The sequence below is a fragment of the Companilactobacillus bobalius genome (genome assembly GCF_009764355.1).
In genome coordinates this window covers 62,566-76,151 of the sequence record NZ_LNUA01000008.1, presented here as the reverse complement: position 1 = coordinate 76,151, position 13,586 = coordinate 62,566, and the positions used below count along the sequence as shown (strand labels likewise).

The 13,586-nt window shown below is 36.1% G+C and carries 15 protein-coding genes; 6 read left to right on the top strand and 9 right to left on the bottom strand.

Going from position 1 to position 13,586, the window contains the following annotated elements:
* Positions 1-390: 390 nt before the first annotated feature.
* A complete protein-coding gene (gene helD / locus ATN92_RS00720; protein WP_082604475.1) occupies positions 391-2,703 on the bottom strand; it encodes an RNA polymerase recycling motor HelD in 2,313 nt (770 codons plus the stop codon).
* A gap of 178 nt (positions 2,704-2,881) precedes the next feature.
* Here helD and ATN92_RS00715 point away from each other — a divergent pair, with 178 nt between their 5' ends.
* A complete protein-coding gene (locus ATN92_RS00715) occupies positions 2,882-3,754 on the top strand; it encodes an aldo/keto reductase (protein WP_056951006.1) in 873 nt (290 codons plus the stop codon).
* Positions 3,755-3,870: 116 nt separating this feature from the next.
* Here ATN92_RS00715 and ATN92_RS00710 read toward each other — a convergent pair whose 3' ends face one another.
* The 5 genes from ATN92_RS00710 to ATN92_RS00690 form a co-directional block, all read right to left on the bottom strand.
* Positions 3,871-4,635, bottom strand: coding sequence for a formate/nitrite transporter family protein (locus ATN92_RS00710; protein WP_056951004.1), 765 nt, complete (start codon positions 4,633-4,635; stop codon positions 3,871-3,873).
* Between the two features lie 322 nt (positions 4,636-4,957).
* A complete protein-coding gene (locus tag ATN92_RS00705) occupies positions 4,958-5,644 on the bottom strand; it encodes a Crp/Fnr family transcriptional regulator (protein WP_056951002.1) in 687 nt (228 codons plus the stop codon).
* Positions 5,645-5,657: 13 nt separating this feature from the next.
* On the bottom strand, positions 5,658-6,212 hold the full coding sequence (locus ATN92_RS00700) for a ferritin-like domain-containing protein (RefSeq protein ID WP_056951000.1): 555 nt from the start codon (positions 6,210-6,212) through the stop codon (positions 5,658-5,660).
* Positions 6,212-6,442: a heavy-metal-associated domain-containing protein gene (locus ATN92_RS00695; RefSeq protein WP_056950998.1), complete on the bottom strand. Its 231-nt coding sequence runs from the start codon at positions 6,440-6,442 to the stop codon at positions 6,212-6,214. The genes ATN92_RS00700 and ATN92_RS00695 overlap by 1 nt, the downstream gene beginning before the upstream one ends.
* Positions 6,443-6,525: 83 nt before the next feature.
* Positions 6,526-8,427 (bottom strand): heavy metal translocating P-type ATPase, encoded by a 1,902-nt coding sequence (locus tag ATN92_RS00690; RefSeq protein WP_056950996.1) that lies wholly within the window; start codon positions 8,425-8,427, stop codon positions 6,526-6,528.
* A gap of 394 nt (positions 8,428-8,821) precedes the next feature.
* Here ATN92_RS00690 and ATN92_RS00685 point away from each other — a divergent pair, with 394 nt between their 5' ends.
* The 5 genes from ATN92_RS00685 to ATN92_RS00665 are packed head-to-tail and all read left to right on the top strand — an operon-like array spanning position 8,822 to position 10,699.
* The gene (locus tag ATN92_RS00685) at positions 8,822-9,076 is read left to right on the top strand and encodes a GlsB/YeaQ/YmgE family stress response membrane protein (RefSeq protein ID WP_056950994.1); all 255 of its coding nucleotides are present in this window, start codon (positions 8,822-8,824) and stop codon (positions 9,074-9,076) included.
* 13 nt (positions 9,077-9,089) lie between these two features.
* Complete coding sequence (gene amaP, locus ATN92_RS00680; RefSeq protein WP_056950992.1) at positions 9,090-9,635, top strand: alkaline shock response membrane anchor protein AmaP; 546 nt, start codon at positions 9,090-9,092, stop codon at positions 9,633-9,635.
* Positions 9,636-9,645: 10 nt separating this feature from the next.
* Entirely contained in the window at positions 9,646-9,840 is a 195-nt protein-coding gene (locus ATN92_RS00675; protein ID WP_056950990.1) for a hypothetical protein, read from the top strand.
* 4 nt (positions 9,841-9,844) lie between these two features.
* The gene (locus ATN92_RS00670; protein ID WP_056950988.1) at positions 9,845-10,258 is read left to right on the top strand and encodes an Asp23/Gls24 family envelope stress response protein; all 414 of its coding nucleotides are present in this window, start codon (positions 9,845-9,847) and stop codon (positions 10,256-10,258) included.
* Positions 10,259-10,273: 15 nt separating this feature from the next.
* Positions 10,274-10,699 carry an Asp23/Gls24 family envelope stress response protein gene (locus ATN92_RS00665; RefSeq protein ID WP_056950986.1) on the top strand — a complete coding sequence of 142 codons (426 nt, stop codon included), beginning with the start codon at positions 10,274-10,276 and terminating at the stop codon, positions 10,697-10,699.
* 43 nt (positions 10,700-10,742) lie between these two features.
* Here the strand turns inward: ATN92_RS00665 and ATN92_RS00660 are convergent, their stop codons facing one another.
* The 3 genes from ATN92_RS00660 to ATN92_RS00650 all read right to left on the bottom strand — a co-directional run bounded on the left by ATN92_RS00660 (position 10,743) and on the right by ATN92_RS00650 (position 13,471).
* Complete coding sequence (locus ATN92_RS00660; RefSeq protein WP_056950984.1) at positions 10,743-11,198, bottom strand: threonine/serine exporter family protein; 456 nt, start codon at positions 11,196-11,198, stop codon at positions 10,743-10,745.
* Between the two features lie 2 nt (positions 11,199-11,200).
* A complete protein-coding gene (locus tag ATN92_RS00655) occupies positions 11,201-11,965 on the bottom strand; it encodes a threonine/serine exporter family protein (protein WP_056950982.1) in 765 nt (254 codons plus the stop codon).
* Between the two features lie 201 nt (positions 11,966-12,166).
* On the bottom strand, positions 12,167-13,471 hold the full coding sequence (locus ATN92_RS00650; RefSeq protein WP_082604474.1) for an LPXTG cell wall anchor domain-containing protein: 1,305 nt from the start codon (positions 13,469-13,471) through the stop codon (positions 12,167-12,169).
* Positions 13,472-13,586 lie beyond the last annotated feature (115 nt).

Here is a 13,586-nt window from a genome sequence, read left to right as displayed (position 1 = left end):
TGAGCCAATTTTCTTGTTGCTCCGGTCTAAATGTTAGTTCTATTGAAATTTAATATTCTAAATTTTTAATCCAAAATAATAGCATCTATTCCTAATTTCAATTTTTACCAAAGGTAACGATTGATTTTCTAGAATAGATGCTATTTTGATTTCTGAATTAATTGAGATAGAAGATAAAACTCGTTATTCAGTCCGGAGTGGAAATTGGGAATGCGTTCAGCTATGAAATTATTGTTACCGGCTTTGCCGGTTACAATAAGGCCGACTTTGGAAACTAATTATTTTGCACGAAGTGTAAAATAATTAGTTTCAAATCGTGCCCATAGCGTTCCAATGCATTCTCAATTTCCGCGGAGGACGGCACCTTCCACCCCAACAAACTATAGAAAGTTACTTCATCAATTGATAATACTCTTCTGGTACACGTTGAAGTAATTGTGAAAACTCGCCAATTGATGTGATTGTCAACTTGTGCATTGCACGTGAAGCAATTGTGTAAACTAACTGTTGCTCATCTTCAGAGAACTTGTCCTTTGAAGCATCCCACATAATAACCGCATCAAACTCCAAACCTTTAGCCAAGAATGATGGTAAGACAATCGTTCCAGCGGCCAAACGTTGATTTTCCGAACGAATCAAAGTAGATTTAACCCCATTTTCTTTGAGTTGATCGTGCAAATGTTCAGCGTCTTCCAAAGTTTTGGCAATAATAGCTGTTGTAAAATTGTGTTCATCATTTTCAGCCAATTGTGTTTTAACCTGTTGCAACGATTCCTGTTCATCTTTCGCACAATACATGTTAGGCAAGTCCCCATCACGATTGAATGGTTCAATTTTTTGACCATTTGTCAAAATTGCCTTCGTAAAGTCCGTAATTTGTTTTGTCGAACGATATGAGTGAACCAACTGAACAACTCGAGTTTCGTCAGCATCAAATAATTTTTGAGCTTCAGAAAGCAGAGTCTGACTATTCTTCTTAGTAAAGATCGACTGATTCAAATCCCCTAACATGGTATAGCGAGCACGTGGGAATTTGAATTTCATATAAGCCAACTGGAATGGTGTGTAATCTTGAATCTCATCCATAAAGACAAACTTCATTTCCAATTCACCATGACGACCAGTTACCAAATCATACAAGTACAAATATGGACTCAAGTTATTCATTGAAATTTGCTTATCAGTAAATGATTTAACGAAGTTATCAACGTAATTCTTCCATTGTTCTTCGGTAATACCCCACTTACTTAAATCAGTAATTTGTGGAACAGCTTTTAAGAAATTCAAGTAGTTAGCTGCCACATTCAAGAATCTCAAACGTTTGATATTCTTGTAGACACCCTGCAACATAGCTGTGACAATCTTACGAGCCAAGAATCTATTTTCTTCATCACCATTTTTGAACTCTTGATCAGCTGTACTATAAAGTGCTTGTAATTGTTCCTTACTTAAATTTTCAATTCTTTCAGCAACCCACTTAGAGCGCATTTCTGCACCAATCTTACGGTGAAGTAATTTGATCAAACGGTCAACGGTTGCATCTAGTCGATTACCCAAATTATATTGGGGACCGTAACTGTAATAGATTTCTTGAATCTTTTCTTTAGAAATAAAGACTTTTCCTTGGAATTTGATATCCTTGAATGCCATCCCACTTTGGTCCAACAACTTGCTATAGTTCGTCATAATATTGAAGAATTCAACATCTGAAACAAATTTTCCAATATTCTTATTGTCAGCATCAACAACTGTTTCAAATTGTTGAGCCAAACTTTCAACGGTTAAATTAGGCAAACGACGTGCTAAGAATTGTTTGTAAGTCATTTGCACCATGTTTTGTTCACCCATTTCAGGCAAAACATCTTTTATATAGTCATTGAAAAGTGAATTTGGTGAGAACATAACAACCTGACTAGAAGTTAACGTTCCACGATATCTATATAATAGGAACGCGATTCTTTGCAAAATAGCTGAAGTCTTACCAGAGCCGGCGGCACCTTGAACAAACAAGAGTTTCGACTTAGTATCACGAATAATCTTGTTTTGTTCCTTTTGAATAGTTTTAACGATACCCTTCATATGCGTAGAAGATTTACCGTCCAAAACTTCCAACAACATTTGGTCACCGATAGTTTCTTGGGTATCGAAATAAGCTCTGATTTTGCCGTTTTCAACTAAAAATTGACGCTTCAAAAAGAGATCAACTTCTTGTTCTCCATCAGGAGTCATGTAAGTGACCTGACCTAATTTTCCATCGTAATAGATAGAAGAAATCGGAGCACGCCAATCATAAACTAGAAAATGATCATTTTTATCAGTAAAAGAACTTAAGCCGATATAAACAGTTTCCTTCTTAGGTTCTCCCTTTTCCTGAAAGTCTAAGCGGGCGAAGAATGGATTCTTTTCCAACTTCTTCAAAATACCCAAACGTTGTTTAGATTGTTGCCAACTATTGTTTCTTTCGTCCAACATCTGTTGTTGCTGATGAATGGAAAGTGCGGCATCCATAGAGATTGAGTCCCCATCCATGCCTAAGTGAATGTCATCAAAAGCATTATTGATAACTTTTAAATCTTCTTCAGCAACTTCCATGTGTTCACGGAGTTGGCCCTCAGACTTTTTAATCTTTTCAACCACATCTTCTAAATGTGCTTGTTCAAGCTTTTTTTCGTCTAGTTCATTAATCATAGATTTATCTGTCATAATAACCTCTTAAATTAAAGTTATATAATGTTACCACTATTTTTTTGGTAATTCAAAAATATTAAATCATCATATACGGTCCCGCCCAAATTCACATTCTATGGAGCAAATGTTTGTATAAAATGAGTAAATTGATTAACGTAACAGTGTAAATTATTTAGTAATAGGAGGATTTTTAATGGATAAGATTAATGCTACTAACGCAGGTACTTTCAAATTTGATGATGACTTTATCGTCAATCGTTTAGGTTACGGTACCATGCAATTAACTGGTAAAGGCGTTTGGGGACCATACAAAGATCCTGCTCAAGCCGTTGAATTGATCAAAAGTGCCTTTGATTTAGGTGTTAACTTCATAGATACCGCAGATTCTTACGGACCTTGGAATGCCGATTCATATTTGGCAAAAGCACTAAAAGAATATTCTGATTCAGATAAGATTTTTATTTCAGACAAAGTTGGTCAAGTTAGAACTGGTGAAAACGAATGGGTTCCTGTTGGGACTCCAGCCTTCCTTCGCCAAGAAGTAGAACTTTCATTACGTATGTTTAACCGTGATCACGAAGATTTGTTATTCTTGCACAGAATTGACTCACATATCCCAATCGAGGATCAAATTGGTGAATTAAAGAAGATGCAAGATGAGGGTAAAATTAAGCACATCGGTATCAGTCAAGTTTCACTCGATGAATTAAAAGCTGCTCAAAAAATAGCTAAGATTGATGCTGTAGAAAACATGTACAACGTTGGTCATCATAAGGATGACGATGCCATTGTCGATTACGCTGAAAAGAACCATATGGCTTTCCTACCTTGGTTCCCTCTTGATACTGGTAATCTAGTTCAAGCTAATAGTCCATTAAACGATATTGCTAAGAAATATAATGCCAGTCCCGCACAAATTGCTTTAGCTTGGCTATTGAAACGTTCTGACAATATTATTCCTATTCCCGGAACCAGTTCAGTAGACCACTTAAAAGACAATTTAAGTGCTGCTAATGTAAAATTAAGCGATGAAGATTTTGAAAAGTTATCTGACTTGCAAAAATAATAGAAGCAAAAAACCTCGTGCCCTAAAATGGACCGAGGTTTTTTGCTACTCATCTAAAACATTTCTAAAACTAATCTATGAAAAATCTAAAAACATACTCGGAAGCTAATCTGTTCTTATTTAACTTTCTTATAACTGAGGTAGTAGAATCCAGCGACAAAAACTAATCCGCCAATGATATTACCTAAGTAAACTGGAACAAAATTTTGTAAAAATAGTCCCCATGTACTTCCACCTTCAAAAATTGCTGCAGGAATAATGAAACAATTAGCAATACTATGTTGAAAACCAACTGCCACAAAAATCATGATTGGGAACCAGATACCAAGAATCTTACCGGCTCCATCTTTAGCCCCAAACGAGAGCCAAACAGCTAAACCAACTAGCCAGTTACAGCCAATTCCTGAAATGAATGCTGACCAAAATCCGGCACTGGTTTTACTAGCAGCCACAGCAATCACAGCTTGTCTAAATGGTTCAGCATGAGTCAATCCGACAACGTGACCAAAGAAATAGGCGACAAAAATTGCCCCGATAAAATTGAATAACGTAATTATTAGTAGATTTTTTACATAATCTAGTATTGAAGCTTTCTTCGATAAAAACGACGCTCCAACTGCCATCATATTCCCCGTAGCCAATTCTCCACCAGCTAATAAGATAATGATCAAACCGATAGGAAAAACTGTTCCGCCGACTAATGATTTAACACTAGCCAAGTCTTTCGGAATTGAAGCAGTAACTCTAACGTAGGCCAAGAATCCAATGGAGATCATAGCCCCACCGATAAAACCAAGTATCATTTTGGCAATCAGTGCTTTTTTCAACTTTCCGACACCAGCATTAATGCTCTTCTCTAAGATCTCCTCAGGGGTAAACATAGATAAATTTCCTACCTTTTTTAATTTATTGCATTAAAGATAGCATCCATTCACGAACTATGTCAATTGAATTTCCGTTATTGTTCGTGTTATAAAAATGTATAAAAATAACACAGATTTTTTATAACCTGTGTTATTTTTTGTCTTATGTATTTTTACTGTCTATTTGGGATTAACCGTTGTTCTTTGCAATATAGTGGAAACGCGTTTCACAAGGGCAACCTCCTGCGGTTTGCTACAGTACTGGAATTGCACGCATAATTCGCATGCGATTTCAGTACTTAGGCAAATCCTCAGAGGCTGGGCGCCCTTGTTCCACGCTCTAATCGATCATCATTAATCGATCTGCATCTAAAATCTTAAACTTATTATTACTAATCTTTTCAATCATACCTTGTTTAGTCAAAGAACTTAACTTTCGACTAATTGTTTCAGGGGTTGTTCCAAGATAAGTAGCGATATCTTTTTTCTTAAGTGGCAAGGTAAAAACATCTTCATCTAACCCAGCACTGGTTTCTAACAGATAATTAGCCAAGCGACTCTCTACACTAGCTGTAGTAGCTTCAGCAGTCTGTTGTTCCAATTGAACGATTCTACGCCCTAGTGCATTGACCATATTAACAGCCAAAGCAGGAGCTTTTTGCATTAACTTTTGAAAGTCTGGACGAGATATTTGGCACACGTCTGTATCCATCAAGGCTTCAGAAAAGTTATTGTGCTCAGCATCGGAGAAAAGTGTTGCTTCTCCATCAAAATCACCTGTCTGCAAAACTCGTAACATTTGCTCTTTACCACTCGTGGACATTTGAAATACTTTGGCTTGTCCGTGAGCCACAATAATCAATGAATCAGCAACATCCCCAGCAGAAAAGATATATTCCCCACTCTTGTAGTGGTGATGGGTAACTAAAGTAGCCACCGTTTCAATATCTTCTTGTGACAAGGTGTTAAATATTGGAACTAACTGAACACAGTCTTCCGCTGTATGATCATGCGCTAATTTTGCCATTAATTATCTCTCCTTAATCGAAGTCTTCATCGTCTTCTTCTTCAAAGCCTTCTTTAGCTGAATTGCCAAGAAGTGCTTGATAGATTCTGATTTGGTGATTGTTAAAGCCAAGTAATTGAACTAGAACTTGAGCCATGAATGGACGATCTTCATTTTCAGCTAACTTGATTGCACGTGTAACAAACATGTTATCTGTAGCAAAGTCATTAACGACCGTTTGGATCATATCCTCAGCCTTCATGTACTTATTCTTACCGTCTTCTTCAAGCATTGAATATTCAGTATATTCTTTCATTGTTGAGGGTGGTAATTCACCTTCATCAAGCAATTCATCGGCTATCTTATCATACCAAGCATTATTTTCATCAATAGTTTGTTTTAAAACGGCCTTGTAGTTTTCAGCATTGGCACCCTTAATGAACCACTCGATTTGGTGCAACTTGATATTTAGCAAGAAATGATTAGAAACAATATGTCCTGTCATTGCCCCTGCGGTTGGTTTGTGGTGATCTGCATCAGCCTGTTTTTGTTCTGCTGCAAACTTTTCGTCAATTGTTAGTTCTGCCATTATTTGTTCTCCTTAACTTTAACCTTTTTAACTTCATATCCTAAGTCTGTAATTACATTGGAAATTTGGTCTGCGGAAGTCCTATCTTCATCAAAATCTGCCCTAACTTTACCAGCGTTGAAGAGAACCTTGACATTTGAAACGCCATCTTGGTTTTCAACACCCTTTTGAATCTTTGTTAAACATGATGGGCATGTTAATTCACCTAATTGTAAAATTGCTTTTGCCATAATTGATTCCTCCATATTTCTTAAATCTTTCACCAGCATCATCGTTGAGTACTTGCTCAACTAACTTACAAATACTATCTTACTTAGTTTGCTGTTTTGAGAACTTGATTTGAATCAAGTTTCGAAGGTTTATTTTGAATTAATCTCATTGCGTTGAAAATAACTACTAAGATACTTAGTTCGTGGACAAACATTCCGCTACCCATATGAATTACACCGACAACTAAACCGAGCAATAATAAGGCAACTGTTCCAACTGCAATAATGATATTTTCTTTTGTATTAGCGACGGTCTTCTTAGATAACTTGTAAGCATGTGCCAAAGCATCAAAGCTGGACTTAACCAAAATGATATCTGAGGTTTCGATAGCGACATCTGTCCCAGTACCCATACCAATTCCGATATCAGCTGTAGCAAGTGAAGGACTATCGTTAATACCATCACCAACAAAGGCTACGGTATTACCCTGTTCTTTAAACTTCTTAACAAACTCAACTTTGTCCTCAGGTAATAATTCGGCATGTACTTCATCAATTGGCAATCTTTCGGCAACACGTTGAGCAGCGACCTTATTATCACCAGTTAACATTACGATTCGTTTTAAACCAGCATCTTTTAATGCTTGAAGTCCTTCTCTAGCATCTGGTCTCAATTGATCATTCACACCAACGACTAAACGTAATTCTTGATCAAGAGCCATCAATACGACAGAATCTCCATCGTTCATACGAGCATTAATAGCTTTTCTCTGTTCTTTAGTAATTTGAACGTTATTGGCTTTCATCAAACGTTCGTTACCAACTAAAATCTTGAATTCATCACTTTGACTGACTAACCCTTGACCCTTAACGGTATCTAATTCAGGTAGTTTAACATCATCTGTGACACCTAAATCATGAGCGTACTTCACGATAGCTTGACCCAAAGGATGGTCTGAAGTATTTTCAACAGCTGAAAGTAAAGCCATCATTTCATTCTTATCTTTACCAAAATTGACTACATCAGTAACTGACATTTTCCCGGTTGTCAAAGTACCAGTCTTATCGAGTACCAAAGTATCAACGTGTGAGAAGGTATTTACGGCATTGCCACCCTTCATCAAAATACCATTCTTAGCACCATTACCAATTCCGGCAACGTTTGAAACGGGAGCACCGATAACCAAGGCACCAGGGCATCCTAGAACTAGAACGGTAATAGCCAATGGAAAGTTTTGTGTGATTGCCCAAACTAAGATACCGATGATCAATACAGCTGGTGTGTAATAAGTCGCAAATTTATCAATAAAACGAGCGGCAGGTGACTGACTATCTTGTGCTTCCTCAACTAATTCGATGATCTTACCGAAGGTAGTATCTTCACCCACGGATGTCGTCTCGATAGTTATTGTTCCGTTATCAGTGATCGAACCAGCGAAAACATTGTCACCAATACTCTTCTCAACTGGAGTTGATTCACCAGTAATTGAGGCTTCATTCATATAACCTGTACCATCGATAATTTTTCCATCGACAGGAATTTGACCACCAGGCTTAACAACAACGTGATCACCTTCATCCAAATCATCAACATCAACCTCTTCAGTTGTGCCATCTTCGTTGACCAATTCGGCTGTAGTTGGTGCCATCTTCGTTAAACTTTTAACGGAAGAACGAGTCTTCTCCAAAGTCTTTTGTTCCAAGAAATTACCAAAAAGAAATAAGAATGTAACTACAGCTGATTCTTCATATTCTCCAATGATAAAGGCTCCGACAACTGCAATTGTTACTAGTAATTCAATACTGATAACTTTGTTCTGTAATGCGGATATTGCATGTAGAGCCACTGGAATGGCTCCGATAATACTGGCAATAATCATTGCAACTGTACTAAGCGTTGGTAGTTTCAATAAAAACTTAGCAATCAAACTTACTACAATTAAAATGGCGATTGAAGCTGTTAATTTATTTTGATGTTTCTGTATCCATATATTTAGCTTATTCATTTTAATTTTCCCTTCTCGTATTTATCTAATCTTCCTGAACAATTCTCAAGAGCTGGACATCTTTGCTTCGCTCTCTCATTAAACGATCTACGCAAAGATAACTCTCTGCGGTTTACCTAATATTCGGCCTCGCCCACCTTGTGTGCAATTCCAAATATCATGTAAATCCTCAAGAGCTGGACATCTTTGCTTCGCTCTCTCAACTTACAAGACATATTCTACTGAGAATGAACATTAAAAAACTTGATGTCTATCAAGTTTGATCATATTTTTGAATCATTTTTTATTTATAATTTCCATTAGTTATTTGTGGACAAGTTCACAAGTAATTCTTTAAGATGAACTTATAAATAAAAGGAAATAGTAATTTTCTTGAAAGAAAGGGATGGTTAAAATGCTACATACTATATGGGTTATTATAGTTGGCGCCGTTATAGGGGCTATTGCTAGTATGATTATCAATCGCGATATGCCTTGGGGCTGGGTTGGTAATATTATTGGAGGTTTAGTTGGAGCTTGGCTTGGTGAAACACTTCTCGGAGCTTGGGGTCCAAACGTTGCAGGTATGGCAATCGTACCAGCTATTGTTGGAGCTATAGTCGTTGTATTATTAACCACTTGGCTTTTCAGCAGTATGAGAAGAAGTTAGTAAGGGGAAATTTATGAAAAAAATATCGAAAGGTATTCTAATAGTTGCTTCCATACTAGGATTACTACAAGTACTTTGGTTCATTGCCTTAGCTTATCCACTTAAACCAGTAGTAGAAGTAATTAAAGGTTTTCAACTTCCACGAGACTTTCTACTCTACACTTCACTGGTTTTCGCCGGTATCTCCACTCTGATTTTCTTGGTTCTACTGATGTATGGAATTTTCGTACCTGTTAAACACCAAGAAGTTCGTTTCGACTCTGCTAATGGTAAATTACGAATTTCTAAGGCCTCCATTGAAAAAATAATCAAAAATAAAATCAAAGAAATTCCTAACCTTACCGATGTCGATGTTGATCTCAAAATTTTAGGCAAGAATCGCCAAGCTAAAATGTTCATTTCAGCGCTTAGTACTGAAGAACAGAATTTACACCGCCAAGGTGAAAATATTAAACGTATCGCTAATGAACAATTGGCCAAACATTTAAGTATTCCTATTAAGAAAACAACTGTTGATTTAAAACCTAATTTAAATCGTGGCAAAGTAAAAGTTGTGTGAGGATAAGAATATGAAAAGAGGCATAATTGGCTCCATTGTTGGAAGTGTTCTGGTCGCAATCTGGATAGTTCTAGGCTTTGGAAATTTATTATTAATAGTTCTGGCCGGAATGGTTGGCTACTTGATTGCTACCATAACTGGATCTGCCGAAGACAAATCTTCATTAAGATCTAAAATTACCAAAATTTTACAAATAAAGGAGTAATAACATGGCAGTACAACCGCTAAACGCCGATTTAATAAAGAATAGTAAATTGAAATTTAATGAAGACGTAATCGCTAAAATTGCTGGGATGGCAATCCGTGATATCGACGGTATTCTCTCCATGAATGGTAACGTCTTCGACAATATTGCTGACAAAATTCGTAGTAAAGAAGATATCACTAAAGGTATCGATGTTGATGTCGGCGAAAAACAAACTGCTTTAGACTTAGAAATCATCTTGGAATATGGCAAAGACGCACATCAAGTTTTTGAAAATATTCTCCATGAAGTTAGTTCAGCCATCGAAAGTATGACTGGACTTAAAGTAATCGAAACTAACGTTTATATCAGCGATGTCATGACTAAAAAAGAATGGCAACAACAGAATAAAAATAACGACAATAACCGTGTAAATTAGAAAAGAGGAAAAAATATGACTAACACTCAAACAAACAATCATCAGGAAAATTCAATTCAAAAGGAATTAAACTTTTCAGATAAAGTTTTAGAAAAAATTGCTAGCCAAACAGCTCATTCAATTGATGGTGTACTCTCTCTAAATGGCGGTGCCATTAGTAACCTAACTGACCGTTTTATTGATAATCCTACCAAGGGTGTGAACGTTGATAATGATGATGACAAGTTATCGTTCGAACTGAAAGCCATATTGGAATATGGCAAACCAGCACCTCAAATTTTTGATAGAATCGTGAATAGTATTGCTCGTTCAGTCAAAGAAATGACCGGTAAAGAAGTAGATAAAATCACTTTAAACGTTGATGATTTGATGACTAATGCTGAATGGAAGAAACAACAATCTGGCAACAGTAAGAACGAAGAAGCCAAAGAAACTGAATAATAAATTTTCCCCCTTCAGGAAAATAAAAACCGCTGACACAATATCAGCGGTTTTTTTGTTCTAAATGTTTTTTTAAAGGTGGATAGATTTTATTAGAAATGGCTTCGGCAATAATGAATCCAATTGCTAAAGACAATCCAACTGTTAAAGCTTTAATCAATCCGTGTGCAGCTAAATTATCATACCCTAAAGTAAAATTTTTCATACTGTCATAAATAATTGCTCCTGGAACTAGTGAGACTAAACAAGGGACATAAAAAATATTTACTGGTGCTCTAACCAAAATGGCGGCTAAATTACCTAATAGTCCAATAACAACTGCTGACAAAAGGTTCGGCATGATTACTCCATGGTCATACCAACCAGCAACGATATAAATGACCCAAGCAATTGCTCCGATCCAACCTGCCGGCATCAAAGTTCTTCTAGGATTATTGGTCACAATACCAAAACCAACACTAGATAAAAAGCCAAAAATAAATCCTAATAGTATTTGCATTTTTACCCTCCCAAGACAGCCTTAATCAAGATTTGACCAATAACCACACCACTACCAATCGAGATTCCCGCCATAATGGCGTCAGTTGCTCTGACTAAACCGGAAATAGTGTTTTTTTCAATAATCTCTCGTAATGAATTGGTCATTGGAACTCCTGGTACCAAAGGCATTAAGGCACTAATAATAATATTGTTAGCACTTGAAGCAATTCCCACATCTAGCAAAATATGAGCCAAGACACTAATGCTCAAACCACCCATAGCTACAGCAATATAAGGAATTTTAGAATGCTGTCCAACAACTCTTGCCACTAGATATCCCAAGATACCGACAAAAAATGACAGGAACAAATCAAACCAAGTTGCCTTAAACAACAACATCGGTGCGACTGAGACTAAACCTGCCCCCAAACATTTCTCAAATAAATTAAAATCTGATGTGTCGAACTCAACATCAGTCACAGCTTCTTTTAATTCTTTGAAGGTCATTTTATGCTGGGAAAATTCACGTGACAGCGTATTGATTCGATCAACTTTTTGAAGGTTGAAATCACCCACACGAACTTTAAAAATTCTCGTTGTAGCACTTTTTTCCGAGTTCACAAAAACAGCCGTCATCGTTGCATGACAAACTATCGGTAAATTTACTGCCCGACCGATATACTCCACAGTATTTTCTACCCGTGAAGTTTCGGCTCCATTTTCTAGAAGCACTGCTCCCACTTGACCACATAGGGCCACAACATCTTTTTCATCTAAACTATCCATCGCGGTACCCTCAAATTGATTTTTTCTTAATCATACAATGTTATTGGAGCATGACTACTTTATTGACTTAAAAATCTAAAATAGCACCCATTTAGGATAAGTGTGCACAGTACGTCCTAAACAGATGCCGTCATTTTATTTAAAAGATTTGGAAAGAAATCACCCACTAATCTGGAGCAAAAATTTTAACCAAATCCAAGATTATTTCTTCAAATATGTTGTTTTCAACAAAACAATCCAAAGTATCAAAAGCAAACCACCAATAATACCCAAAGCTGCATTCGTTTCCTCACCTGTTTGAGGTAACGTGCCGAGTGCCTTATTGTCATTAGTAGTTTTGTCAGTCTTGATATTCTTAGAATTGCTTAAACTGCTCAAATCTGATAACAATCCGGATACGTCAGAGCTACTTACAATTCCTGAAATATCTGAAGGATTAAAACCATCAAAGTTCAAATCAAAATTCAAATCTTTGTCGAGATTAAAATCAGGCAAATTCAAAGTTGCATTACCAGGAATCACTTTGCCTAAATCACTTAAATTATTAATTGGAAAATCAAATTTGAGATAATTACTGTCCCCTGAACTGGTAAAACTCAAATTAGTTGGTTTTTCATTATTAATATAATTCAATTGAATTGCATTGTTACCAAACTTTTTAGGATACTTGATCGTCATCTCTACATAATAAGTACCGTCAGGATTTTGCATCACCTTAGCTGTATTTGTAAAGTATGGTGAAATCATCGCCCCGTCGCCATCATCTTTAGCAACTTTATAAGTTAATTCTTTAATAACCGTTTTATCATTATCTGTTTGATTATTATTAGTTGTACTTGCTGTTTGTGAATTGGTAGTTTTAGGTGCCGTAATAATGTCGTTATCATTATCAGTACTCAAATCATTTTTAATACTATTAGCGGTATCTTTAGCATCAGCCAAAACTGACTTTGTTTCATCTTCCGCATCAGTGATTGATTTCAGACTATTCAAGAATGTATTAGATTTTTGACCATCTAAACTACTGGAATCAAATTTAAAATTAACTGTCGCCTTATCAACATTAAGATCTAACAATTTCGTCTGTACAGTTCCTGAAATTGGTTTGTCCAACTCACTCAAACTTTTAATATTAAAACTGATATCAAGATACTTTTTAGCATTCTTAGTGTATGTGCTTGAAACACTTGGTTGTTGATTATCAATTGTCGTTACTTTTAGACTAGTTAAATTGGAAACTTCTGCCGTCAATGTAACCTTATAGCTACCATCATCATTGGATGTTATATCTGCACTCTTGGTGAAGAATGCATCCATTGGTGAGAGTAAACTAGAATTTCCCCGATAAACTACATAATTAATTGTTCGTTCATTATTACTACTAGTATCTGCTTGAACTGTTTCTTCAACTGTATTTGGTGAATCTGAATCACTGATTCCTGACATGCCAAATATTCCTAAAAGCATCCCCACAGACAATAGACTAATAACCCACTTTTTCATCATATCGCCCCTTTATAAATGTATACCAATTTTATCATATATGTTATATCCATTTAAAATATTTACATCATAATTTCTCATAATAAAAATAAGATTTTCGTTAGAATTATTAAAATTA

Bases quoted from the DNA above. Each gene is read 5' to 3' on its own strand.
- helD (WP_082604475.1), bottom strand. From the start codon at position 2,703: ATGACAGATAAATCTATGATTAATGAACTAGACGAAAAAAAGCTTGAA.
- ATN92_RS00715 (WP_056951006.1), top strand. From the start codon at position 2,882: ATGGATAAGATTAATGCTACTAACGCAGGTACTTTCAAATTTGATGAT.
- ATN92_RS00710 (WP_056951004.1), bottom strand. From the start codon at position 4,635: ATGTTTACCCCTGAGGAGATCTTAGAGAAGAGCATTAATGCTGGTGTC.
- ATN92_RS00705 (WP_056951002.1), bottom strand. From the start codon at position 5,644: ATGGCAAAATTAGCGCATGATCATACAGCGGAAGACTGTGTTCAGTTA.
- ATN92_RS00700 (WP_056951000.1), bottom strand. From the start codon at position 6,212: ATGGCAGAACTAACAATTGACGAAAAGTTTGCAGCAGAACAAAAACAG.
- ATN92_RS00695 (WP_056950998.1), bottom strand. From the start codon at position 6,442: ATGGCAAAAGCAATTTTACAATTAGGTGAATTAACATGCCCATCATGT.
- ATN92_RS00690 (WP_056950996.1), bottom strand. From the start codon at position 8,427: ATGAATAAGCTAAATATATGGATACAGAAACATCAAAATAAATTAACA.
- ATN92_RS00685 (WP_056950994.1), top strand. From the start codon at position 8,822: ATGCTACATACTATATGGGTTATTATAGTTGGCGCCGTTATAGGGGCT.
- amaP (WP_056950992.1), top strand. From the start codon at position 9,090: ATGAAAAAAATATCGAAAGGTATTCTAATAGTTGCTTCCATACTAGGA.
- ATN92_RS00675 (WP_056950990.1), top strand. From the start codon at position 9,646: ATGAAAAGAGGCATAATTGGCTCCATTGTTGGAAGTGTTCTGGTCGCA.
- ATN92_RS00670 (WP_056950988.1), top strand. From the start codon at position 9,845: ATGGCAGTACAACCGCTAAACGCCGATTTAATAAAGAATAGTAAATTG.
- ATN92_RS00665 (WP_056950986.1), top strand. From the start codon at position 10,274: ATGACTAACACTCAAACAAACAATCATCAGGAAAATTCAATTCAAAAG.
- ATN92_RS00660 (WP_056950984.1), bottom strand. From the start codon at position 11,198: ATGCAAATACTATTAGGATTTATTTTTGGCTTTTTATCTAGTGTTGGT.
- ATN92_RS00655 (WP_056950982.1), bottom strand. From the start codon at position 11,965: ATGGATAGTTTAGATGAAAAAGATGTTGTGGCCCTATGTGGTCAAGTG.
- ATN92_RS00650 (WP_082604474.1), bottom strand. From the start codon at position 13,471: ATGATGAAAAAGTGGGTTATTAGTCTATTGTCTGTGGGGATGCTTTTA.